Source organism: Streptomyces sp. SID5464 (assembly GCF_009862985.1).
GTDB lineage: Bacteria > Actinomycetota > Actinomycetes > Streptomycetales > Streptomycetaceae > Streptomyces > Streptomyces chartreusis_D.
Genome location: NZ_WWIQ01000001.1, coordinates 7,842 through 31,255, shown reverse-complemented (window position 1 = coordinate 31,255; position 23,414 = coordinate 7,842). Strand labels below are relative to the sequence as shown.

General features: G+C 71.3%; 22 protein-coding genes. 8 read left to right on the top strand and 14 right to left on the bottom strand.

What is annotated here, in order from left to right:
- From GTY47_RS00150 to GTY47_RS00140, 3 genes are all read left to right on the top strand, one after another.
- The gene (locus tag GTY47_RS00150; RefSeq protein ID WP_010039299.1) at positions 1-798 is read left to right on the top strand and encodes a thiazole synthase; all 798 of its coding nucleotides are present in this window, start codon (positions 1-3) and stop codon (positions 796-798) included.
- Between the two features lie 105 nt (positions 799-903).
- Positions 904-2,838, top strand: a complete 1,935-nt coding sequence (gene pknB / locus GTY47_RS00145) for a Stk1 family PASTA domain-containing Ser/Thr kinase (RefSeq protein ID WP_010039297.1) — start codon at positions 904-906, stop codon at positions 2,836-2,838.
- 59 nt (positions 2,839-2,897) lie between these two features.
- Positions 2,898-3,776, top strand: coding sequence for a deoxyribonuclease IV (locus GTY47_RS00140; protein WP_010039295.1), 879 nt, complete (start codon positions 2,898-2,900; stop codon positions 3,774-3,776).
- A gap of 39 nt (positions 3,777-3,815) precedes the next feature.
- Here the strand turns inward: GTY47_RS00140 and GTY47_RS00135 are convergent, their stop codons facing one another.
- A complete protein-coding gene (locus GTY47_RS00135) occupies positions 3,816-4,466 on the bottom strand; it encodes a sulfite oxidase-like oxidoreductase (RefSeq protein ID WP_010039290.1) in 651 nt (216 codons plus the stop codon).
- Positions 4,467-4,641: 175 nt separating this feature from the next.
- Here GTY47_RS00135 and bfr point away from each other — a divergent pair, with 175 nt between their 5' ends.
- Positions 4,642-5,118: a bacterioferritin gene (gene bfr, locus GTY47_RS00130; RefSeq protein ID WP_010039288.1), complete on the top strand. Its 477-nt coding sequence runs from the start codon at positions 4,642-4,644 to the stop codon at positions 5,116-5,118.
- Between the two features lie 6 nt (positions 5,119-5,124).
- Here the strand turns inward: bfr and GTY47_RS00125 are convergent, their stop codons facing one another.
- A complete protein-coding gene (locus GTY47_RS00125) occupies positions 5,125-5,349 on the bottom strand; it encodes a (2Fe-2S)-binding protein (RefSeq protein ID WP_173937306.1) in 225 nt (74 codons plus the stop codon).
- Positions 5,350-5,505: 156 nt separating this feature from the next.
- A complete protein-coding gene (locus tag GTY47_RS00120; protein ID WP_010039284.1) occupies positions 5,506-6,858 on the bottom strand; it encodes a 3-deoxy-7-phosphoheptulonate synthase class II in 1,353 nt (450 codons plus the stop codon).
- A 265-nt stretch (positions 6,859-7,123) separates the two neighbouring features.
- On the opposite strand from GTY47_RS00120, the gene GTY47_RS00110 reads away from it, so the two are divergent.
- A complete protein-coding gene (locus tag GTY47_RS00110; RefSeq protein ID WP_010039280.1) occupies positions 7,124-8,989 on the top strand; it encodes a phenazine-specific anthranilate synthase component I in 1,866 nt (621 codons plus the stop codon).
- A 51-nt stretch (positions 8,990-9,040) separates the two neighbouring features.
- Here the strand turns inward: GTY47_RS00110 and GTY47_RS00105 are convergent, their stop codons facing one another.
- Genes GTY47_RS00105 through GTY47_RS00090 form a run of 4 tightly spaced genes read right to left on the bottom strand, consistent with a single transcriptional unit; the run spans position 9,041 to position 12,855 of the window.
- Positions 9,041-10,069: a 6-phosphofructokinase gene (locus tag GTY47_RS00105; RefSeq protein WP_010039278.1), complete on the bottom strand. Its 1,029-nt coding sequence runs from the start codon at positions 10,067-10,069 to the stop codon at positions 9,041-9,043.
- Positions 10,070-10,122: 53 nt separating this feature from the next.
- Complete coding sequence (locus tag GTY47_RS00100; protein WP_010039275.1) at positions 10,123-10,812, bottom strand: response regulator transcription factor; 690 nt, start codon at positions 10,810-10,812, stop codon at positions 10,123-10,125.
- Positions 10,809-12,035, bottom strand: a complete 1,227-nt coding sequence (locus GTY47_RS00095) for a DUF5931 domain-containing protein (RefSeq protein WP_010039274.1) — start codon at positions 12,033-12,035, stop codon at positions 10,809-10,811. The genes GTY47_RS00100 and GTY47_RS00095 overlap by 4 nt, the downstream gene beginning before the upstream one ends.
- 28 nt (positions 12,036-12,063) lie before the next feature.
- Positions 12,064-12,855, bottom strand: a complete 792-nt coding sequence (locus tag GTY47_RS00090) for a lysophospholipid acyltransferase family protein (RefSeq protein ID WP_010039272.1) — start codon at positions 12,853-12,855, stop codon at positions 12,064-12,066.
- 202 nt (positions 12,856-13,057) lie between these two features.
- On the opposite strand from GTY47_RS00090, the gene GTY47_RS00085 reads away from it, so the two are divergent.
- Together GTY47_RS00085 and GTY47_RS00080 are read left to right on the top strand one after the other, a co-directional pair.
- On the top strand, positions 13,058-13,855 hold the full coding sequence (locus GTY47_RS00085) for an alpha/beta fold hydrolase (protein ID WP_010039270.1): 798 nt from the start codon (positions 13,058-13,060) through the stop codon (positions 13,853-13,855).
- A complete protein-coding gene (locus GTY47_RS00080) occupies positions 13,848-14,489 on the top strand; it encodes a membrane protein (protein WP_010039269.1) in 642 nt (213 codons plus the stop codon). The genes GTY47_RS00085 and GTY47_RS00080 overlap by 8 nt, the downstream gene beginning before the upstream one ends.
- 11 nt (positions 14,490-14,500) lie before the next feature.
- On the opposite strand, the gene GTY47_RS00075 is transcribed toward GTY47_RS00080, so the two are convergent.
- The 6 genes from GTY47_RS00075 to GTY47_RS00050 all read right to left on the bottom strand — a co-directional run bounded on the left by GTY47_RS00075 (position 14,501) and on the right by GTY47_RS00050 (position 19,623).
- Positions 14,501-15,247 carry an endonuclease/exonuclease/phosphatase family protein gene (locus GTY47_RS00075; protein WP_010039267.1) on the bottom strand — a complete coding sequence of 249 codons (747 nt, stop codon included), beginning with the start codon at positions 15,245-15,247 and terminating at the stop codon, positions 14,501-14,503.
- Positions 15,248-15,360: 113 nt separating this feature from the next.
- Positions 15,361-16,314: an ROK family glucokinase gene (locus tag GTY47_RS00070; RefSeq protein ID WP_010039265.1), complete on the bottom strand. Its 954-nt coding sequence runs from the start codon at positions 16,312-16,314 to the stop codon at positions 15,361-15,363.
- Between the two features lie 133 nt (positions 16,315-16,447).
- Positions 16,448-16,948, bottom strand: coding sequence for a DUF5304 domain-containing protein (locus GTY47_RS00065; RefSeq protein ID WP_010039264.1), 501 nt, complete (start codon positions 16,946-16,948; stop codon positions 16,448-16,450).
- Between the two features lie 45 nt (positions 16,949-16,993).
- Entirely contained in the window at positions 16,994-18,169 is a 1,176-nt protein-coding gene (locus tag GTY47_RS00060) for an ArsA-related P-loop ATPase (protein ID WP_010039263.1), read from the bottom strand.
- A gap of 104 nt (positions 18,170-18,273) precedes the next feature.
- Complete coding sequence (locus tag GTY47_RS00055; RefSeq protein ID WP_010039262.1) at positions 18,274-18,714, bottom strand: SRPBCC family protein; 441 nt, start codon at positions 18,712-18,714, stop codon at positions 18,274-18,276.
- Positions 18,715-18,825: 111 nt separating this feature from the next.
- Positions 18,826-19,623, bottom strand: coding sequence for a metallophosphoesterase (locus GTY47_RS00050; protein ID WP_078602816.1), 798 nt, complete (start codon positions 19,621-19,623; stop codon positions 18,826-18,828).
- Between the two features lie 296 nt (positions 19,624-19,919).
- Between GTY47_RS00050 and GTY47_RS00045 the strand changes: the two genes are divergently transcribed.
- Positions 19,920-21,716, top strand: a complete 1,797-nt coding sequence (locus GTY47_RS00045; RefSeq protein ID WP_010039260.1) for an AMP-dependent synthetase/ligase — start codon at positions 19,920-19,922, stop codon at positions 21,714-21,716.
- 13 nt (positions 21,717-21,729) lie between these two features.
- Here the strand turns inward: GTY47_RS00045 and GTY47_RS00040 are convergent, their stop codons facing one another.
- The gene (locus GTY47_RS00040) at positions 21,730-23,316 is read right to left on the bottom strand and encodes a GMC oxidoreductase (RefSeq protein ID WP_010039258.1); all 1,587 of its coding nucleotides are present in this window, start codon (positions 23,314-23,316) and stop codon (positions 21,730-21,732) included.
- Positions 23,317-23,414: the final 98 nt, after the last annotated feature.

Sequence of the window (23,414 nt, the reverse complement as noted above, 5' to 3'; positions counted from 1 at the left end):
ATGGCCGACGATCCGTTTGTCCTCGGTGGTACGTCCTTCACGTCCCGCCTGATCATGGGCACGGGCGGGGCGCCCAGCCTCGACGTGCTGGAGCGGTCGCTGGTCGCGTCCGGGACGGAGCTGACGACGGTCGCGATGCGCCGGGTGAACGCCTCGGTGCACGGCTCGGTGCTGTCCGTCCTGGACAAGCTGGGCATCCGCGTCCTGCCCAACACGGCGGGCTGCTTCACGGCCGGTGAGGCCGTCCTCACGGCCCGTCTCGCGCGCGAGGCCCTCGGCACCGACCTGGTCAAGCTGGAGGTCATCGCAGACGAGCGCACGCTGCTGCCGGATCCGATCGAGCTGCTGGAGGCGGCCGAGACGCTGGTCGACGACGGGTTCACGGTGCTGCCGTACACCAACGACGATCCCGTGCTGGCGCGGAAGCTGGAGGACGTCGGCTGCGCGGCGATCATGCCGCTCGGCTCGCCGATCGGCTCCGGACTGGGCATTCGCAATCCGCACAACTTCCAGCTGATCGTCGAGCACGCGCGCGTGCCGGTGATCCTGGACGCGGGGGCCGGTACGGCGTCGGACGCCGCGCTGGCGATGGAGCTGGGGTGTGCGGGTGTGATGCTCGCCTCGGCGGTGACGCGGGCGCAGGAGCCGGTGCTGATGGCCGACGCGATGCGGCATGCCGTGGAGGCGGGGCGGTTGGCCTACCGGGCGGGACGCATCCCTCGGCGGCATTTCGCGGAGGCGTCGTCTCCGATGGACGGCGTGGCCGTGCTGGATCCGGAGCGGCCCGCTTTCCAGTGAGCGGAGGCAGCGGGCGTGGGACGCACGTCACAGGTCCGCTTCAGTCACGCTCCGAAAGCAGGCGGGGCGACGGAGCTGTCAGTCATGGCTCGTACACTCGCCTGCGTGGACACGACCCTTCAGGACCCCTTGGTCGGGCAGGTGCTCGACGGCCGGTATCGCATTGACGCGCGGATCGCCGTCGGCGGGATGGCCACGGTCTACCGGGCCGTGGACACCCGGCTCGACCGGGTCCTCGCGCTCAAGGTGATGCACCCCTCGCTCGCGGTCGACGGCTCGTTCGTCGAGCGCTTCATCCGCGAGGCGAAGTCGGTGGCCCGGCTGGCCCACCCGAACGTGGTGCAGGTCTTCGACCAGGGCACCGACGGCAGTTACGTCTACCTCGCCATGGAGTACGTCGCGGGCTGCACCCTGCGGGACGTGCTGCGCGAGCGCGGGGCACTGCAGCCGCGTGCCGCCCTGGACATCCTGGAGCCGGTGCTGGCCGCGCTGGGCGCCGCGCACCGCGCCGGGTTCGTGCACCGGGACATGAAGCCCGAGAACGTCCTGATAGGGGACGACGGCCGGGTCAAGGTCGCCGACTTCGGGCTGGTGCGGGCCGTCGACACGGTGACGAACACCACCGGCACCGTGCTCGGCACGGTCTCGTACCTCGCCCCCGAGCAGATAGAGAACGGCACCGCCGACCCCCGCGTCGACGTGTACGCGTGCGGCGTGATGCTGTACGAGATGCTCACCGGCGACAAGCCGCACGACGGGGACTCCCCGGCCGTGATCCTCTACAAGCATCTGCACGAGGACGTCCCGCCGCCCTCGGCCGCCGTGCCCGGTCTGGCGTACGAGCTGGACGAGATGGTGGCCTCGGCGACCGCCCGCACCCCGGACATCCGCCCGCACGACGCGGTGGCGCTGCTCGCGCAGGTCCGTGACGGGCGCGGCCGGCTGACCGTGGAGCAGCTGGACGCCGTGCCGCCGCAGGCGCTCGCGGCGGACCACGACAACGCCGACGACCGTACGAGCGTGATCCCCCGGGCGCTCGCCACGCCGCGCCCGCTGCCCGTCAACGAGGACGAGGAGGGGTCCGCGGCCGCGCTGAACCGCACGAGCCGCTTCGCGTCCCCGCCGCCCCCGCCGTCCCGGCGCCGCTCGGGGCCCCGGCGCGGCCCGATGGCGATCGTCGCCGCCGTCCTGCTGGTGCTCGGACTCGGCGCCGGCATCTGGTACATCAACTCGGGCCAGTTCACCGAGGTCCCCCCGCTGCTGGCGAAGACCCAGGCGCAGGCCGAGGACCGGCTGCAGGACGCCGGGCTGGAACTCGGCAAGGTGGAGCACGCCTACAGCGACACCGTGGAGCGCGGCACGGTCATCAGCAGCGACCCGAAGGCCGGGACACGCATCCGCGGCAACGACTCGGTGTCCCTCACCATCTCCGACGGCCCGCAGAACGTACGGGTGCCCGCCCTGGAGGGTCAGCGGCTGGAGAAGGCGCGGTCCCTGCTGAAGGAGGACGGGCTGGAGCCGGGCATGGTCACCCGGGAGTTCAGCGAGGACGTGCCCAAGGGCTCGGTGATCTCCGCACGGCCGGCGGACGGCACCAAGGTGCGCGCGGGCACGGCGGTCGCGCTCGTCGTCAGCAAGGGCAGCCCCATCGACATCCCCGACGTCACCGGTGACGACCTGGCCGACGCCAGGGCCGAGCTGACGGGCGCCGGTCTCAAGGTGAAGGTCGCCGCCGAGCGGGTCACCTCCTCCGAGTTCGACAAGGGCCAGGTCGCCGAGCAGAGCCCGAACCCCGGCGGCCGGGCGGCCGAGGGCGACACGATCACGCTGACGGTGTCCAAGGGCCCCGAGATGATCGAGGTCCCGGACGTGGTCGGCGACAGCGTCGACGACGCCACCCGGGAGCTGAAGAGCGCCGGATTCCAGGTCGACGAGGACCGCGGACTGCTCGGCCTGTTCGGCGACACGGTGAAGGACCAGTCCGTGAAGGGCGGGGAGACCGCGCCCAAGGGCTCGACGATCACCATCAAGATCAGGTGACGGATGCGGGCAGGGAGCCCGTGGACGGGGCAGGGCCGGACGCATGACACCCTGAACGGGTGAACAATCAGCTGTCCGGCCGCCCCCGCAACCCCGTGGGCGGCCACGTCCCGGTGGCCGGTGGGCTCCACTCCGTCGGCCTGACCTACGCCCGTGACCTGAAGGCCGAGACCGTCCAGGTCTTCGTCGCCAACCCGCGCGGCTGGGCCACTCCGGCCGGCAATCCGAAGCAGGACGAGGCGTTCCGCGCCGCGTGCGAGGCCGAGTCCATCCCGGCGTACGTGCACGCCCCCTACCTGATCAACTTCGGCTCGCACACCGAGGCGACCGTGGAGCGGTCGGTGGAGTCGTTGCGGCACTCGCTGCGCCGCGGGCGGGAGATCGGGGCGCTGGGCGTGGTCGTGCACACCGGCAGTGCGACCGGCGGCCGGGAGCGGTCGGTGGCGCTGAAGCAGGTCCGGGAGCATCTGCTGCCGCTGCTCGACGAGCTGACCCACGACGACGACCCGTATCTGCTGCTGGAGTCGACCGCCGGCCAGGGCGCCTCCCTGTGCTCGCGGACGTGGGACTTCGGCCCGTACTTCGAGGCGCTGGACGCCCATCCGATGCTCGGCGTGTGCCTGGACACCTGCCACATCTTCGCCGCCGGGCACGACCTGACCGGCCCCAGCGGCATGCACCAGACGCTGGACCTGCTGGTGGACACGGTCGGCGAGGGCCGGCTGAAGCTGATCCACGCCAACGACTCCAAGGACGTGGTGGGGGCGCACAAGGACCGGCACGAGAACATCGGCGTGGGCCACATCGGCGAGGACCCGTTCCGGGCCCTGATGACGCACCCCGCGACCGCGGGCGTGCCGCTGATCATCGAGACGCCGGGCGGCAAGGAGGGGCACGCGGCGGACGTGGAGCGGCTGAAGAAGCTGCGCGACTGCTGAAGGCCCAGACAGACCCCGGAGGCGTCGGAGCCCCGGGCCTCAGAGGTCGGGGCCGTCCCCGGGCTCCTCCTGGTACGAGTAGCGCTGCTCCTGCCATGGATCGCCGATGTTGTGGTAGCCCCGCTCCTCCCAGAAGCCCCGCCGGTCGGCGGTCATGTACTCCACGCCGCGCACCCACTTGGGGCCCTTCCAGGCGTACAGGTGGGGCACGATCAGGCGCAGCGGGAAGCCGTGCTCGGCGGTGAGCAGTTCGCCGTCCTTGTGGGTGGCGAACAGGACGTGTTCGGAGGCGAAGTCGGACAGCCGGAGGTTGGAGCTGAATCCGTACTCGGCCCACACCATCACATGGGTGACGTCGTCCGCGGGCGGCGCGATGTCGAGGATCGTGCGCGCGGGGATACCGCCCCACTCGGCGCCGAGCATGCTGAACTTCGTGACGCAGTGCAGATCGGCCACGACGGTGGTGTACGGCAGGGCCGTGAACTCCTCGTGGGTCCAGCAGTGCTTGCCGCCGTCCGCCGTGGCGCCGAAGACCCTGAACTCCCAGCGCTCGGGCCGGAACTTGGGGACGGGCCCGTAGTGCGTGACCGGCCAGCCGCGCTGGACCCGCTGTCCCGGCGGAAGCCCGGGCTGCGTCGCTCCTGCCGGATCGCGCCCTTCTCCCGACTCGTGTCCCACCGGCTGACCCATGACTCCATCCTGACAGACCCCCGGTGATGCCCCTGACCGGGGCAATCCCAAAACGGGGCAATTAGAACTAAGCATGCCCTTACTTACTAAGTGAAGACTTACTGGACGATCTTCGTCGCCGGTGGAATCATGCGGCGCAACCTGCCAGTTCCCCCGCGTGGAAGGAGCCTCTGCGATGCAGGGCGACCCCGAGGTCCTCGAATTCCTGAACGAGCAGTTGACCGGCGAGCTGACCGCGATCAACCAGTACTGGCTGCACTACCGGATCCAGGACAACAAAGGCTGGACCAAGCTCGCCAAGTACACGCGTGAAGAATCCATCGACGAGATGAAGCACGCGGACAAGATCACCGAACGCATCCTGATGCTGGACGGCCTGCCCAACTACCAGCGGCTCTTCCACGTACGGGTCGGCCAGACGGTCACCGAGATGTTCCAGGCCGACCGGCAGGTCGAGGTCGAGGCCATCGACCGCCTCAAGCGCGGTATCGAGGTGATGCGCACCAAGGGCGACATCACGTCCGCGAACCTCTTCGAGTCGATCCTCGAGGACGAGGAGCACCACATCGACTACCTGGACACGCAGCTGGAGCTCATCGACAAGATCGGCGAGGCGCTGTACATCGCGCAGCAGATCGAGCAGCCGAGCTAGGCGGGCCTAGGCGGCGTCTTCCAGTTCCGCGAGCACCGGCTCGCCCCGGTCCGCCAGCTCGCGGCGAGGGCACGACCCCCTGCCGAGGAGCGCCTGGATGCGGCGTACGCACGACCCGCAGTCCGTGCCCGCCTTGCAGGCGGAGGCTATCTGCCGAGGGGTGCAGGCGCCGCCGTCCGCGTGCTGCTTGACCTGCTGCTCGGTGATCCCGAAGCAACTGCACACGTACACGCGGTCCACCTCCCGACAGGTCGTTCCAAGGCGCCGTCCCCGTTGATCGGTGAGGCTAACCTAACCTTACCCGCCGGGTGGGAGGCACAAAAGTGGAGAGGGGCGCGGATCGTATGTGATCCGCGCCCCAGTCGTGTCGGGTGACAGGCGATCCCGCTACTGGTCCCTGTACATCTCGGCCACGAGGAACGCCAAATCCAGCGACTGGCTGCGGTTGAGCCGCGGGTCGCAGGCCGTCTCGTAGCGCTGGTGCAGATCGTCGACGAAGATCTCGTCGCCGCCGCCCACGCACTCGGTGACGTCGTCGCCGGTCAGCTCCACGTGGATGCCGCCCGGGTGGGTGCCGAGCGCCTTGTGGACCTCGAAGAAGCCCTTGACCTCGTCGAGCACGTCGTCGAAGCGGCGGGTCTTGTGCCCGGAGGCCGCCTCGAAGGTGTTGCCGTGCATCGGGTCGGTCACCCAGGCGACGGTGGCGCCCGAGGCGGTGACCTTCTCGACCAGCTCGGGGAGCTTGTCGCGGACCTTGTCGGCACCCATGCGGACGATGAAGGTCAGCCGGCCCGGCTCCCGCTCCGGGTCGAGGCGCTCGATGTACTGCTGCGCGTCCTCGGCCGTGGTCGTCGGACCCAGCTTGATGCCGATCGGGTTGCGGATCCTGGAGGCGAACTCGATGTGCGCGTGGTCCAGCTGCCGGGTGCGCTCACCGATCCACACCATGTGCGCGGAGACGTCGTAGAGCTGTCCGGTGCGCGAGTCGACCCGGGTCAGGGCGGACTCGTAGTCGAGCAGCAGCGCCTCGTGCGAGGAGTAGAACTCGACCGTCTTGAACTCCTCCGGGTCGGCCCCGCAGGCGTGCATGAAGTTCAGCGCGTTGTCGATCTCGCGGGCGAGCTGCTCGTAGCGCTGCCCCGACGGGGACGACTTCACGAAGTCCTGGTTCCAGGCGTGCACCTGGCGCAGGTCGGCGTAGCCGCCGGTGGTGAAGGCGCGCACGAGGTTCAGCGTGGAGGCCGAGGCGTGGTACATCCGCTTCAGCCGCTCGGGGTCCGGGACGCGGGCCTCTTCGGTGAACTCGAAACCGTTGACGGAGTCGCCCCGGTACGTCGGCAGGGTCACGCCGTCGCGGGTCTCGGTCGGCTTGGAGCGCGGCTTGGAGTACTGGCCGGCGATGCGGCCGACCTTCACGACCGGCACGGACGCGGCGTACGTCAGCACCGCGCCCATCTGGAGCAGCGTCTTGAGCTTGTTGCGGATGTGGTCCGCGGACACCGCGTCGAAGGCCTCGGCGCAGTCGCCGCCCTGGAGGAGGAACGCCTCTCCCTTGGCGACGGCCGCCATCCGGGCGCGCAGCTGGTCGCACTCGCCCGCGAAGACGAGCGGCGGATACGACTCGAGGTCCGCAACGACTGCGCGCAGAGCCTCGGTGTCGGGGTACTCGGGCTGCTGCGCCGCGGGCAGGTCTCGCCAGGTGTTGCCAGCACTCGCGCTGGTCTTAGCGTTCACGGTCACGGCCTCAACATTACGGGGTCGTGTCGGGCGTCCTGACCCATGCCCAGCAATTGAGACACGGGGTACACGACTCGGACATGGGGTAGTGTGCCTGCCATGTTCGCGCACTCGATCCAGACCTGGTGGTGGACCGCTCATCCGGCGGCCCGCTGACTGCGCGTACGACTTCACTTCGCGAAGGCCGCCCGAGGGGCGGCCTTCGGCGTTTCCGGGGTCCGTTCCTCACCGACATCGATCGCCGTCGATCGACAGCCACGGAGGAACCATGGACCTGACACAGCTGCTGCACGAGCCCCGCCCCTTCGCGCTGCTCCGCCGCCGCGCCCCGGGCCACGACCACGACGTGATCGAGGTCCTCGTCGGCCCGGTCACCACGTACGACCGCCTCGCCGACCTGCCCGACGAGGGCCTGGCGCTCGTCCCCTTCCGGCAGATCCGCGAGCGCGGCTTCGACGTCCGCGACGACGGCACGCCGCTGTCGGTGCTGACACCCGCGGAGTCCTCCGTCGTCCCGCTCGCCGACGCCCTGGAGCAGCTCCCGGCGCACCACGTACGGGTCGAGGGCGGTGGCTTCGACGTCGGTGACGAGGAGTACGCGGAGATCGTCGGGCGCGTGCTGCGGGAGGAGATCGGGCGGGGCGAGGGCGCGAACTTCGTCATCCGGCGGACGTACGAGGGTGAGATCCCCGGGTTCGGCCGGGCCGACGCGCTGGCGCTGTTCCGGCGGCTGCTGGAGGGCGAGCGGGGCGCGTACTGGACGTTCGTCGTGCACACCGGGGACCGGACCCTGGTCGGGGCGAGCCCGGAGGTGCACGTGCGGATGTCCGGCGGCACGGTCGTCATGAACCCGATCAGCGGGACGTACCGCTATCCCGCCGAGGGGCCCACGCCCGAGCACCTGCTCGGCTTCCTCGCCGACGGCAAGGAGATCGAGGAACTGTCGATGGTCGTCGACGAGGAGCTCAAGATGATGTGCACCGTCGGCGACATGGGCGGGGTCGTCGTCGGGCCCCGTCTGAAGGAGATGGCGCACCTCGCGCACACCGAGTACGAACTGCGCGGGAAGTCCTCGCTGGACGTGCGGGAGGTCCTGAAGGAGACCATGTTCGCGGCGACCGTCACGGGCTCGCCGGTGCAGAACGCCTGCCGGGTCATCGAGCGGCACGAGGTCGGCGGGCGCGGGTACTACGCCGGCGCGCTGGCGCTGCTCGGCCGGGACGCGGGCGGGACGCAGACCCTCGACTCCCCCATCCTCATCCGCACCGCCGACATCGACGCCGACGGGCGGCTGCGGGTGCCGGTGGGCGCCACGCTCGTGCGGGGATCCGACCCGGCGGGCGAGGTCGCGGAGACGCACGCGAAGGCGGCGGGTGTGCTGGCGGCCTTGGGCGTACGGCCGGGACGGCCGCGCGCGGAGGCCGCACGGCCGCAGTTGGCCGACGACCCCCGGGTCCGGGCGGCGCTGGACGGCCGCCGGGCCTCGCTCGCGCCCTTCTGGCTGCGGATGCAGGAGCGGTCCGGGGAACTGGCGGGGCACGCCCTGGTCGTCGACGGCGAGGACACCTTCACGGCGATGCTCGCGCACGTGCTGCGCTCCAGCGGCCTGGAGGTGAGCGTGCGTCGCTACGACGAGCCCGGACTGCGGGAAGCGGTGCTGGGGCACGAGGGGCCGGTGGTGCTGGGGCCCGGGCCGGGTGATCCGTCCGACCTGGCGGATCCGAAGATGCGGTTCCTGCGCTCCCTGACCGCCGAAGTGATCCGGGGAGAACGGCAGGGCGTGCTCGGCGTCTGCCTCGGACACGAGCTGATCGCGGCCGAGCTGGGGCTGGAGATCGTACGGAAGGAAGTGCCCTACCAGGGGGCGCAGACGACGATCGACCTGTTCGGGCGGCCGGAGACGGTCGGTTTCTACAACAGCTTCGTGGCGTGCTGCGACGAGGGGGCCCGTCAGGAGCTGGCCGCGCACGGCGTGGAGGTCAGCCGTGCCGCGAACGGTGAGGTGCACGCGCTGCGCGGGCCCGGGTTCGCGGGCGTCCAGTTCCACCCCGAGTCGGTGCTGACGCTGAACGGCGCGACCGTCGTACGGGAGCTGGTGCGGCAGCTGCGGGGCACGAGCACGCCCTCGGCGTAGGACGGGTCCGGTCGGGGCCGCGCGGCCCCGACCGGCACCGGCACCGGGCGGTCAGCCGAAGAACACCCCGACCTCCTCGTACAGCGTCGGGTCCACCGTCTTCAGGCGGGCCGTCGCGTCCGCGATGGGGACGCGGACGATGTCCGTGCCGCGCAGGGCGACCATCGTGCCGAAGTCGCCGTCGCGGACGCAGTCGATGGCGTGCAGTCCGAAACGGGTGGCGAGCCAGCGGTCGAAGGCGCTGGGGGTACCGCCGCGCTGGACATGGCCCAGCACCGTCGTGCGGGCCTCCTTGCCCGTGCGCTTCTCGATCTCCTTGGCGAGCCACTCCCCGACACCGGACAGCCGGACGTGCCCGAAGGAGTCCAGCGACTGGTCCTTGAGGACCATGTCGCCGTCCTTGGGCATCGCCCCCTCGGCGACGACGACGATCGGCGCGTAGGACGCCCGGAAGCGGGACGTCACCCAGGCGCACACCTGCTCGACGTCGAAGCGCTGCTCGGGGATGAGGATGACGTTCGCGCCGCCGGCCAGGCCCGAGTGGAGGGCGATCCAGCCGGCGTGCCGGCCCATCACCTCGCAGACCAGGACCCGCATGTGGGACTCGGCGGTGGTGTGCAGCCGGTCGATGGCCTCGGTCGCGATGCCGACCGCGGTGTCGAAGCCGAAGGTGTAGTCCGTGGCGGACAGGTCGTTGTCTATGGTCTTCGGCACGCCCACGCAGGGCACGCCGTGCTCGTCGGACAGCCGGGCGGCCACGCCCAGGGTGTCCTCGCCGCCGATGGCGATGAGCGCCTGGACCTCCAGCTCGGCGAGGTTCTCCTTGATGCGGCGGATGCCGTTCTCCACCTTCAGCGGATTGGTCCGCGAGGAGCCGAGAATGGTGCCGCCGCGGGGCAGGATGCCGCGCACGGCGGGGATGTCGAGCCGGACGGTGTCGTTCTCCAGGGGGCCTCGCCAGCCGTCCCGGAAGCCGGTGAAGTCGTAGCCGTACTCCTGCACGCCCTTGCGGACGATGGCCCGGATGACGGCGTTGAGCCCGGGGCAGTCGCCGCCTCCGGTCAGTACTCCGACGCGCATGGAACAGTCCCTTCGCCGCAGGTGCCTGACGAAGGGTCAGTGTGACGTGCGCCTCACTCGTCGTCGAGGCCGCGCTCTATCGCGTACCTGACCAGCTCCACGCGGTTGTGCAACTGGAGCTTGCCGAGGGTGTTCTGGACGTGGTTCTGCACCGTGCGGTGGGAGATGACCAGGCGTTCGGCGATCTGCTTGTAGCTCAGGCCCTTGGCGACCAGGCGCAGCACCTCGGTCTCGCGCTCGGTGAGCCGGGGCGCCTTCGGTTCGTCGGTGTCCTGCGCGGGGGCGGGTTCGGAGGCCAGGCGGCGGTACTCGCCGAGGACCAGTCCGGCGAGGCCGGGGGTGAAGACGGGGTCACCGACGGCCGTACGGCGGACCGCGTCCCGGAGTTCCTCGGTGGAGGCCGACTTCAGCAGGTAGCCGGTCGCGCCGGACTTCACCGCCTCCAGGACGTCGGCGTGCTCGCCGCTCGCGGACAGCACCAGGACGCGCAGCGCGGGGTTCGCGGCGACGACCTCCTTGCAGACCTGGACGCCGGGCTTGCCGGGCAGGTTCAGGTCGAGCACGAGGACCTCGGGAGCGGCGGCCCTGGCGCGGCGCACGGCCTGCTCGCCGTCGCCCGCGGTGGCGACCACCTCGAAGCCCGACTCGGCCAGGTCACGGGCGACCGCGTCGCGCCACATGGGGTGGTCGTCGACCACCATGACCTTGATCGGCTCCCGCTGGTCCGCGGTGGTCTCCGTCATCGCTGCTCCGCCTTCCCCCGTACGGTCGTCACGTCCTTCGGTACCTTCAGCTCGACCTCCGTGCCCTGGCCCGGCACCGAGATCAGCTCCGCGCTGCCGCCCAGGTCGCGCAGCCGGCCGCGGATCGACAGGGCGACACCGAGCCGCCCCTCGCCCTCGGCCTGGGCGAGCCGCCCTTCCGGGATGCCGGGTCCGTCGTCCCGCACGGTGACGATCACCTCGTCCGGCTCGTCCTCGACGAGGATCCACGCGCGCGCCTGTTCCCCGGCGTGCTTGCGGACGTTGTCCAGGGCCGCCCCGACGGCGGCGGCCACCTCCCGTGCCGCGACCGGCACCAGCGGCACGGGCGCGCCGGGCTCGGCGAGGCTGACCCTGGCGCCGGCGTACGGCGCGAGCAGGGCGCGCAGGTCGACGGGGCCGCTCCCCTCCGGCTGTTCGTCGACGGCCCGGACGACGGCTCCATCGGCGGCGTCCTCCGAGACCCGGGAGACGGGCACGAGTCCGCCGGAGACCAGGGTGCGCAGCGCGACCTCCTGCTCACCGGCCATCCGGCCCAGCTCGGCCGCCTCGCCGCCGATCACTGCGCCGCGCCGCTGCACCATCGCCAGCACCTGGAGCACGCTGTCGTGGATGTCCCGGGCGAGACGCTCCCGCTCGCGTGTCGCGGCCTCGATCTCCAGGGCGCGGGCGAGGGTGCGCTCGGAGGCACGGGCGACCTCCACGACGTAGCCGATGGCGATGGAGGCGATGCAGACCAGGATGACATTGTGGACGGTGTCGCGGGCCGGGCTGCCGCGCTCCACCAGGTTGGCGGCGGCCACCAGGCTGGAGGCGAGGGCCGCCCAGCGCCAGCCGCCCTTGACCGCGAAGGCGAGGACGGCGCCGGCGGTCCATATCGACGGCAGGGTCGGGCCGCCCGCCTGGACCCGCTCGTGCGCGTCGGCGACGGGTGTGAGCAGGATGCCGGTGAGGGCGACGGTGAGGTCGGCGGCGAGGAACCGCTTGGTGCAGCGGGCGGCGTTCGCGACCCGGGGCAGGGTGGCCAGGGTCCACACGGCCAGCACGGCGTAGTAGGCGACGGCGACCCAGGGCCGGACGAACTCCTCGTAGGCGGTGGCGAAGAGGCCGACCGCGTACAGCATCGTGAGCACCCGGTAGGCGGTCAGCGCGCGCCACAGCGGCTGCTCGACCGACATCCTCATGACTCGCTCGCGCTCGGCCATCTCCCCCACCCCCGAAGCGGACCCCCGACTAGGGCTCCGTCCGCCTGTTCTCCGGCTCTTCCCGCTCCGACTTTTCCTTGTCCGCCTGTTCCTTCTCCGCCCGTGCGAGCGCGGCCCTCGCCGCCTTCCCGGCTTCCTTCTCCGCCTTCGCCGCCTCCGCGAGCTGCCGCTTCATGGCCGTCGCGTACATGTCGACGTACTCCTGGCCGGAGAGCTTCATGATCTCGTACATGACCTCGTCGGTCACCGCGCGCAGCACGAACCGGTCGTGCTCCATGCCCTGGTAGCGGCTGAAGTCCAGGGGCTTGCCGATCCGGATGCCGGGGCGCATCAGCTTCGGCATGACCTTTCCGGGCGGCTGGATCTTCTCCGTGTCGATCATGGCGACGGGGATGACCGGCGCGCCGGTGGCGAGCGCCACGCGCGCGAGGCCACCCGGCTTGCCGCGGTAGAGCCGCCCGTCGGGCGAGCGGGTCCCCTCCGGGTAGATGCCGAACAGCTCGCCGCGCTCCAGCACCTCTATGCCGCTCTTGATGGCGGCCTCACCCGCGCCGCGCGCACCGGAGCGGTCGACGGGCAGTTGGCCCACGCCCTTGAAGAAGGCGGCCGTCAGCCGGCCCTTCACCCCGGGCGTGGTGAAGTACTCGGCCTTCGCGATGAACGTGACCTTGCGGTCCAGGACCGCGGGCAGGAAGAACGAGTCCGAGAAGGACAGGTGGTTGCTCGCCAGGATCGCGGGGCCCTCTGCGGGAACGTTCTCCAGGCCTTCCACCCAGGGCCTGAAGGCGACCTTCAGCGGTCCCCCAACAGCGACCTTCATCGCGCCGTACAACAACCGAGTGCCTCCTGTATGTGTCGATCAGACCTTAACCCGGCGCGCTGTCAAAGGCGCCGACGGCCCTGGTCGGTGTCAGTGCCGTCGCGTACGGTGAAGGTCCCGCGAACGCCGTGCGATCCCCGTCATGACGTTCCGTGACAATCCGTGATCGTGCCAGTCCCTTCTCACGACCAGGAGGCCGAAGGTGCCGGTCCTTGCCGGAGCCGAGCCGTTTCGCCACGAGGGCGGGGAGATCGCCGTGCTCCTCTGCCACGGCTTCACCGGTTCACCGCAGTCGCTGCGCCCCTGGGCGGAGCATCTCGCCGCACGCGGCATGACCGTCTCGCTGCCGCTGCTGCCCGGGCACGGCACGCGCTGGGAGGACCTGCGGATCACCGGCTGGCAGGACTGGTACGCGGAGGTGGAGCGCGAGCTGCGCCTCCTGTGCGAGCGCCGCGAGCAGGTGTTCGTGGCCGGGCTGTCCATGGGCGGCGCCCTGGCCCTGCGGCTCGCCGCGCGGCACGGCGACGCCGTCAGCGGTGTGGTGGTCGTCAACCCGGCGAACAAGGTGCACGGCCTGGCCGCGCACGCCCTGCCGGTGATCCGCCACTTCGTCCCCGCGACGAAGGGCATCGCCAGTGACATCGCCAAGCCGGACAGCAGGGAGCTGGGCTACGACCGGGTGCCGCTGCACGCCGCGCACTCCCTGCGCCAGTTCTTCCAGGTCGCCGACCGCGAGCTGCCGCAGGTCACCCAGCCGGTGCTGCTGCTGCGCAGCCCGCAGGACCATGTGGTGCCGCCCGCCGACTCGGCCCGTATCCTCAGCCGCATCTCGTCGACGGACGTGAAAGAGGTCCTCCTGGAACAGAGCTACCACGTCGCCACGTTGGACCATGACGCGGACCGGATCTTCGAGGAGAGCACCGCTTTCATCGGTCGGCTCGCGTCCGGCCTCGGCAAGGAGCCCGGTCTCGGCAAGGAAGGGACGACCGCAGGTGGCTGAGCACGACTCCGACCGCGAGGGCCGCGAGCCGGACGAGAAGGGCGTCCCGTTCGACGAGGAGGCCGCCTGGGCGGCGATCGTCGCCGGGTACGGCGAGGAGCCGCCGGACCCGCCGGGCGCCAAGCCGTTCAAGTCGGTCGAGGACCTGGCGCTGCTGGAGTCTCCGACCAACGACGACAGGGTGGACACGGCAGCGGGGACCGGGCCGGCCCCCGCAGAGGCCGGTAAGCCCGGCGAGCCGGACGGGCCGGAGCCGAAGGCGTCAGCAGACAAGCCGGACAAGCCGGACAAGCCGCTGGGTGGCTCCGTCTCCTTCGCGCCCGGCGTCGGACCGCGCGACTACACCGCGCCCGAGCCCGCCGAGGACGACTTCGACGAGGACGACGAGGGGCATTTCGTGCCGCCGGAGCCGCCCCCGCTGCCGTCCGCCGACCCCACCGCGAAGTTCGCCTGGCTCGGCGTGCTGGGCGGGCCGGTGCTGCTCATGCTCGCCGTGCTGCTCGGCTGGGAGATGACCTGGTGGCTGGCCACGCTGGGGATCGGCGGGTTCCTCGGCGGCTTCGCGACGCTGGTGATGCGCATGCGGACGGACGACGAGGACGACGACGACCCCGGGCGGGGTGCGGTCGTCTAGACGGCTGGATTTCAGGCGACTGGAATCCTGAGGGCGGCCAGGACCGGGAGGTGGTCGGTGGCCGCCCTCAGGTCTGTGTCGGTCACCCCGGGGTGGCCGGCCGGCACGCCGCAGCCCAGCACCTCGATGCCCTCGGTCGCGAAGATCGCGTCGATGCGCTGGTAGGGGTCGGTGGGTGTCCAGGTGTGCTCGCCGCCCCACGGCGCGGTCGCGTGGCAGTCCCGCAGGGCATCCGCGAGACGGCGGAAGGCGGGTCCGTCAGGGCGTTCGTTCAGGTCGCCGCCCGCGATCGCGTGCTCCACGCCCATCCCGGCGAGCCGGTCCAGGAGCAGGCCGGCCTGGTCGTAGCGCTCGTCCTTCTGGAGCGACAGGTGACAGCTGAGGACGCCGAGGCGGGTGCCGGCGAACCGGACGACGGCGGTGGCGAAGCCACGGCGGTGCAGTCCGGGCGTGGGGGGCAGGAGGACGTCCTCCGTGCGTTCGACGCTCGCCCGGAGCGAGCTGAGGATCGCCGGCCCCGTGGTGGTGGCTCCCCCGGTGACGACGACCAGGTCGGAGGCGAGGGCGAGGCGGGCGAGTTTCTTGCGCCAGCGGAAGAAGCGGGGGGCTTCTTGGACGAGCACCAGGTCGGGCTCGCAGGCCTTGATGACACGGGCCAGGGCGGCGGTGTCGTCCCGCATGGAGCGGATGTTGTAGCTGAGGACCCTGATGACCGCGGAACCGTCGGGTTCCGTACGGGAGTTGGGGAGCAGCGGCATGTGATCAATTTACGCCCCAGAGCTCGGGGCGCGGGGACTGCGCGCGCGTACCGGTTGTTCGTGGCTTGTCGCGCAGTTCCCCCGCGCCCCTCGGGGCACGGCCCCGAAGGCGTCTACATGATCGGGTCGGGTTCCCTCGCCAGGTCGGCCGCGCCCACCAGGCCGGCCTTGTTGCCCAGTTCCGCGGCGCGGACCTCGGCGACCGGGCGCCAGTTGCCGCCGACCAGCCAGCGCTTGTAGGACTTGCGGATCGGGCCCAGGACCAGTTCACCCTCGTCGGAGAGGCCGCCGCCGACGATGAAGGCGGACGGGTCGAAGAGGGAGGCGAGGTCGGCGAGGCCCGCGCCGACCCAGCGGGCCAGCTCACGGTAGGAGTCGACCGCCACACGGTCGCCCTGGCGGGCGGCCATGGAGATGTGCTTGCCCTCGATGCCGTCGGGCGTGCCGTTGCCGAGGCCGAGGAGGACCTCCGCGTTCTCGGGGGTGGCGTTGGCGCGCTGCTTGGCGTACCTCACCAGCGCCCGGCCCGACGCGTACTGCTCCCAGCAGCCCTGCGAGCCGCAGCCGCACAGCAGGCCGTCCGGCACCATGCGGATGTGTCCGAACTCGGCGGCCACGCCGAAGTGCCCGCGGCGCAGCTTGTTGCCGATGATGATGCCGCCGCCGAGGCCGGTGCCGAGCGTGATGCAGATGACGTTGCGGTGGCCCTTGCCCGCGCCGAACTTGTACTCGCCCCACGCCGCGGCGTTCGCGTCGTTCTCGACGACCACCGGGAGGCCCACACGGGCCTCGACCTTCTCCTTGAGCGGCTCGTTGCGCCAGTGGATGTTGGGCGCGAAGTACACCTCGGAGCGCTGCCGGTTGACGTAGCCGGCGGCGCCGATGCCCACGCCGACGATGTCGTGTCCGACGCGTGCGCCTTCCACCGCCGAGGCGATGGCGTCCACGATGCCCTCGGGCGTGCCCGGGGTCGGCACCTTGTGGGTCGAGAGGATGTTGCCTTCCTCATCGACCACGCCGGCCGCGATCTTCGTGCCGCCGATGTCGACGCCGATGGTGAGTCCCATGAATCCCTCAGTTTCGGTCGAGCCCCGCTACGGCCAACGGTACCCGAGGCACTGCCGTCGGTTCGCTGTCGTCCGCACGCTGGGCAGGACCGGCGGCGGCACACCGGTCGCGGCTCGTCCCGAGCTGGGGGGCTCAGTCCAGGTCGATGCGCTCCCCGGGACCGGCGTCGTCGCCCCGGTCATGACGATCGTCCACGTCACGCGGGTCGATCCGGTCGTCCCGGCCGCTCCAGCGCCGCTCCTGGGCCTCGACGGCGGAGCGGTAGGCGGCGAGCAGTTCGTTCCCGGCGGCGGCCAGGTGGTCGAAGACGTCCGGGTTGCGTTCGATGACGGGTTCCACGGCTGCCTTGGCCTGCTGGACGACCTGGCGGACGACCTGCTCGGCGGCGGGCCCCGCGACCGCGCCGAACAACGGGGACTGGATCCCCGACAGCTTGTCCGCGACGGCGTCGACGAGCTTCTTCAGTTCCTCGGCCGCGGAGCCCGGGGGCGGGCCGTACCGGGCACGGCGGCGGGCCTTCTCCGCCTCGAGGTCCTCGGCGCACGCGGTCGCCCAGGCGTCGGCGTCGGTGTCCCGCACCTCGTCCGCGGCCTCTTCGCGGGCGGCGTCGGACGGGGGGAGCTCTTCGCTCATGACGGACTCCTGACTACGGTTCGTCCCTACGACGTTACCCCCCTCTCAACGGGTCTGCGGCCACAGCTTCGGGTCGGGGGCGAAGCGGATGCGCAGTTCGCCCTCGCGCAGGGCGGCCCCGTCGACGGTGCAGCGGCGCAGCGCGGAGGGCAGCGGAACGATACGGCGGAACCGCCCCGCCGTGACGACGAGTTCGTCGCCGCGCCGGACGAGGTCCAGCTCCTCGCGTATGGCACCGGGCAGCGGGATGTGCCAGACGAGCACACCCTCCTCGCCGAGCCGGTCGGCCACCCGCCACTCGACCGGGGGGAGGGGGGCGCCCGGGTCGGTGCCGGGCACGGCGAGGGCGGCCAGGTCGTCGGCGCCGACCGGGTCGCGTCCGAGGTGGGCGACGGTCCGGACGTCGTACGCCTCCCGCCACTCGTCCAGTGTCTTGCGCTGCTGGGCGACCGGACCGGCCAGCCAGGTGTCCGGGGACGCCTCGGGCAGTACGCGGTTGGCGACCACGACGTCGGTGCGCAGGCCGCGCAGGGCGAGGCCGAGGCCGGCGGTGCGGAGGGCGTCGGCACCGGCCGGGCCGGGCTCGGCGACCAGTCGTACGACGGTGTCGCGGTCGGCGACGACCGCCTCGACGGCGGCCAGCTCCAGGTCCCAGCGGGCGGCCGTCTCGTACAGCCACTCGGCGGGCATGGGGACGCCGGCGAGCCGGCCCAGCACGGGGCGCAGGGCGCGGGCGGCCTGGCGTTCGGGCGGGAGCAGGCGGCGCAGGTAGCGGCGGAGCTCCTCGGGCAGGGCGAGGAGGGCGAGGGCCTGCGGCACCGGGGGCAGGTCGACGACGAGCAGGTCGTGCGACTCCGACAGTGCGGCGTCGCGCAGGGCGCGCAGGAGGGCGAGTTCACCGGCGCCGGGGAGGGGCGTGAGTTCCTCAGGGTCGAGGCGGGAGGCGCCGAGGAGGTCCAGGGCGGAGGAGGCGCGGTCCTGGAGGGCGGTGAGGTCCTTGCGGAAGTCCTGGGCGGGGTCGGGACGCCAGGCGGTGAGCCGGGGGGCGGCTTCGACCGGGGTCGGGCCGGTGGCCACGCCCAGGGCGGCACCGAGGGTGTCCACGGGGTCGGCGGACAGCACGAGGGTGTCCGTGCCGTCGGCCGCCGCGGCCAGGGCGGTGGCGGCCGCGAGGGTGGTACGGCCGCTGCCGCCGGGGCCGGTGATCAGGATGGTGCGCATGGGGGTGAACGGTAACCGACACGCCCTCCGGGGCGCGGGGAACTGCGCGACCAGCCACGACGGGCCGCGCCCGGCACGGCGCGGGCGCCGCTACGGCGCGACCCCTACTTGCCCGCTTCCACTCGCTTCTTCAGACCCGCCAGCGCCCGGTCGATGATGACCTTCTCCGCCTTGCGCTTGATCATGCCGAGCATGGGGATCTTGACGTCGACGGTCAGCGCGTACGTGACCTCGGTGCCCCCCGCCCCCGCCGGCTTCAACAGGTATGTGCCGTCCAGGGACCGGAGCATCTGGGACTTGACCAGGGTCCAGGAGACCTCGTTCTCGCCGGTCCACGTGTACGCGAGGACCTGGTCGTCCTTGATCGCACCGGCGTCCATGACGAGCCGGACCTGTTCGGCGCGGCCCTGCTCGTCGCTCTTGAGCACCTCGGCCTCCTTCACCTCGCCCGTCCAGTCCGGGTAGCGGGCGAAATCGGAGATGACCGCCATGACGTCGGCCGGGGCCGCCTCGATGGTGATGCTCGAGCTGGTGTGTTCCGCCATCGCCGTGGCTCCTCCAGATACGGGCCGGTATGAGGTCGTCGTGCGCAAACGCGTGCAGCGTGAAGGCTACCGCGCACGGGACCCGCCGATCTCACCCGACCTGGGACGTCCTCACCATTCCAGCGCCCACGGCGTACCGGTCCCCGCGAAGTGCCCCACGTTCACACACTCGGTCGCCCCGATCCGCATCCGCCGCACCAGCGGCTGGTGGACGTGCCCGAAGAGGGAGTAGCGGGGGCGGGTGCGGCGGATGGCGTCCAGCAGGGCCCGGCTGCCGCGCTCGAAGCGGCGCGCGACGGTGTCGTAGACCAGTTCGGGCACTTCGGGCGGGATGTGCGTGCACAGCACGTCGACCTCGCCGACCGCCTCGATCTTCGCCGCGTACTCCTCGTCGCTGATCTCGTACGGTGTCCGCATCGGCGTCCGCAGGCCGCCGCCGACGAAGCCGAAGACCCAGCCGCCGATCTCGACGCGCTCGCCGTCGAGGACGGTCGTGCCGGGGCCGGCGTACTCCGGCCACAGGGGCGGCATGTCGACATTGCCGTAGGTCGCGTACGTAGGAGTGGGGAACGCCGCGAACATCTCGGCGTACTGCTTGCGCACCGCCTTCTCGATCACCGAGGCGCGGTCCTCGCCGACGCCGGCCCACAGCCGGGCCCCGAACTCCCGCGCCTCCTGGAAGCGGCGGGCGGTGCGCAGCGCGACGATGCGGTCGGCGTTCTCGGCGCCGAACAGGTCGGGGAAGATGCCGCGCGAGTGGTCGGCGTAGTCGAGGAAGAGGACGAGGTCGCCCAGGCAGATCAGGGCGTCGGCGCCCTCGCCGGCCCTGGCCAGGTCACGGGCGTTGCCGTGCACGTCGCTCACCACATGCACGCGCGTCCTGTGTTTTCCGGCTGGTGTGGGTGCCATGGCGATCAAGGGTAGGTCGAGCGGTGCGGTTGTGAACAGTGGCGGCCCTACCTGCGGTTACTGGCCAGTCAGTTAGTGGGTGGACTACTGTGCGCGAAGGAATACCCAACTGTGTGACGCAGCGAACATCTCGACGGGACCCCCTGTCGGAGACGCATACCGGCGGGTAACGTCCGGGCAGTCCAGTCGTGCTCTGCATTTCAACAAGTGAATGTCCGAGCACCTGCCCGAGCCTTGGACCGGACCGTCGCATCACACAACGTCGTGGCGCCGGCGCCCTATGAGGAGCAGCAGTCTTGCGCGAGTTCAGCCTTCCGGCTTTGTACGAGGTCCCTGCGGACGGCAATCTGACCGACATCGTCCGCAGAAACGCCGCGCAGCACCCGGACGTCGCCGTCATCGCCCGCAAGGTCGGCGGCGCCTGGCAGGACGTCACGGCCACCGCCTTCCTCGCCGAGGTGCACACGGCCGCGAAGGGGCTGATCGCCGCCGGGGTCCAGCCGGGCGACCGGGTGGGCCTGATGTCCCGCACCCGTTACGAGTGGACGCTGCTGGACTTCGCGATCTGGAGCGCGGGCGCGGTGACCGTGCCGGTGTACGAGACCAGTTCGCCGGAGCAGGTGCAGTGGATCCTCGGCGACTCCGGCGCGACCGCCTGTGTCGTGGAGTCGGACGCCCACTCGGCCGCGATCGAGTCGGTGCGCGACGGGCTTCCGGCGCTCAAGCACGTGTGGCAGATCGACGGCGGCGGCATCGACGAGCTGGGCCGGCTCGGCCAGGACGTCACCGACGAGACGGTCGAGGAGCGCGGCTCGTTCGCCAAGGCCGACGACCCGGCGACCATCGTCTACACCTCGGGCACCACCGGCCGCCCCAAGGGCTGCGTGCTCACCCACCGCAGCTTCTTCGCGGAGTGCGGCAACATCGTGGAGCGGCTGCGTCCGCTGTTCCGCACCGGTGAGTGCTCGGTGCTGCTGTTCCTCCCGCTCGCGCACGTCTTCGGGCGGCTGGTGCAGATCGCGCCGATGATGGCGCCGATCAAGCTGGGCTGTGTCCCGGACATCAAGAACCTCACCGACGAGCTGGCCGCGTTCCGCCCGACGCTGATCCTGGGCGTGCCGCGGGTCTTCGAGAAGGTCTACAACTCGGCGCGCGCCAAGGCGCAGGCCGACGGCAAGGGCAAGATCTTCGACAAGGCCGCCGACACGGCGATCGCGTACAGCAAGGCGCTGGACACCCCCTCGGGCCCCTCCCTCGGCCTGAGGATCAAGCACAGGACGTTCGACAAGCTCGTCTACAGCAAGCTCCGCGCGGTCCTCGGCGGCCGGGGCGAGTACGCCATCTCCGGCGGTGCCCCGCTGGGCGAGCGCCTCGGCCACTTCTTCCGCGGCATCGGCTTCACGGTCCTGGAGGGCTACGGCCTGACCGAGTCCTGCGCGGCCACCGCGTTCAACCCCTGGGACCGGCAGAAGATCGGCACGGTCGGCCAGCCGCTGCCCGGTTCGGTGGTCCGGATCGCCGACGACGGCGAGGTGCTGCTGCACGGCGAGCACCTGTTCAAGGAGTACTGGAACAACCCCGGCGCGACCGCGGAGGCGCTGGCCGACGGGTGGTTCCACACCGGTGACATCGGCACCCTCGACGAGGACGGCTACCTGCGGATCACCGGCCGCAAGAAGGAGATCATCGTCACCGCGGGCGGCAAGAACGTCGCCCCGGCCGTGATCGAGGACCGCATCCGGGCGCACGCGCTGGTCGCGGAGTGCATGGTGGTGGGCGACGGGCGGCCGTTCGTCGGCGCGCTGATCACCATCGACGAGGAGTTCCTGGGCCGTTGGTGCGCGGACCACGGCAAGCCGGCGGGTTCCACCGCGGCGTCGCTGTGCGAGGACCCGGATCTGCTGGCCGCGATCCAGGCGGCGGTCGACGACGGCAACGCCGCGGTGTCGAAGGCGGAATCGGTGCGGAAGTTCCGCATTCTGTCCTCCCAGTTCACGGAGGAGTCGGGCCACCTGACCCCCTCGCTGAAGCTGAAGCGGAACGTGGTGGCGAAGGACTACGCGCACGAGGTCGAGGCGATCTACGCGAAGTGACCCCAGGGGTCGGCTATGGCGCGGTGTCCTCGGCGAGGACCCGCGCCATCGTGCGTTCGGCGAGCGCGGTGATGGTCACGAAGGGGTTCACCCCGAGCGACCCGGGCACGAGCGAGCCGTCCGTGACGTACAGCCGGGGGTACCCCTTCACGCGCCCGTAGTCGTCCGTCGCCCGGCCCAGCACGCAGCCGCCCAGCGGGTGGTAGGTGAAGTCGTCGGCGAAGACCTTGCTGCTCGATCCGAAGAGGTCGTAGCGGTAGATCGTCGAGTTGGCCGCGTTGATCCGGTCGAACAGCTTCCTGGCCATGGCCACGGAGACCGCGCTGTGGGCGGCCGTCCACCCGAGGCGCAGCTCGCCCGAGCCGGTGTCGTACGAGAAGGACGCCCGCTCCGGGTTCCCCGTGATCGCCAGATAGAGGCTCACCCAGTGCTCCAGCCCGGTCGGCAGCGGGGCGATCTCGGCGAACACGCGGTTGGCGGCGTTGGCCCAGTCGTCGATGCCCATGACCGGCATGGTCGACTGGTTCGCTCCGACCGTGTCCCACAGGTGGTTGGCCCGGCCGAGCATCACGTTGCCGTTGGTGCCCCAGCCGGTGCCGACGCCGGGGTCGAGATCGGGCAGGGTGCCCGTCTCCCGGGCGCGCAGCAGCAGTTCGGTGGTGCCGAGGCTGCCGCCGCCGAGGAAGAGGTACGTGCAGCCGTACTCCTTGGTCTCGACGACCCGGCCGGTGGCGTCGATGCGGTCGGCGGTCAGGACGTAGGTGCCGTCCGGCGCCCTGCTGATCGCGCGCACCTTCTCCAGGGTGTGGATGGTGACCTTGCCGGTGCCGAGGGCGGCGGCGAGGTAGGTCTTGTCGAGGCTGCGCTTGCCGTGGTTGTTGCCGTAGATGACCTCGCCGGCGAGCGCGGACTTCGGGGCGGTGCCGGCCGCCTCGCGCGCCATGTGGCCGAAGTCGTAGACGCTCGGCACGAAGGTGGTCCGCAGGCCGGCGTTGTCGGCGTGCTTGCGGGAGACGCGGGTGAAGCGGTACCAGTCCGTCGACTCGAACCAGGCGGGGTCGACGGTGTTCACGCCGAGGGCGGCGCGGGCGCGCGGGAAGTACGTGCCGTACATCTCGTCGGCGTCGACGGTGGGGAACTGCTCGGCGAAGTACGCCCTCGGCGGGGTGACCGCCATGCTCCCGTTGACCAGCGAGCCGCCGCCGACGCCCCGGCCGACGTACACGGACATCTGCGCGAAGTGGACGCGGTCCAGGACGCCCGGGTAGCGGCTGATGTCCCTGTTGACGACGTCCAGCCACAGGAAGGTGCCCAGGGGGGCCTCGGTGCGGGTGCGGAACCACATGGAGCGCTGGTCCGGGGTGCGGGTGGAGCAGAAGACGTTGCCGTCCGGGCCCGCGGTGTTCCAGAGGCGGCCCATTTCCAGGACGAGGGTGCGGATGCCGGCCTGGGCGAGGCGGAGGGCGGCTACGGCGCCGCCGTAGCCGGAGCCGACGACGATGGCGGGGGCGGTGTCGACTGCGTGTGGCTGCGCCGCTCGGGCGGAGTCGAGTCCGATGCGGGTGAATCCCAGGGTGGCTGCGGTTTGCAGGGCTGCCATGCCGAGGATCTGACGTCTTGTCAGCTGACGGGGCATCAGGTTAGATGTCATGTGCGCAGCATCGGCGGATTTTCGGGTTCCGCCTAGTGACCTGAGTC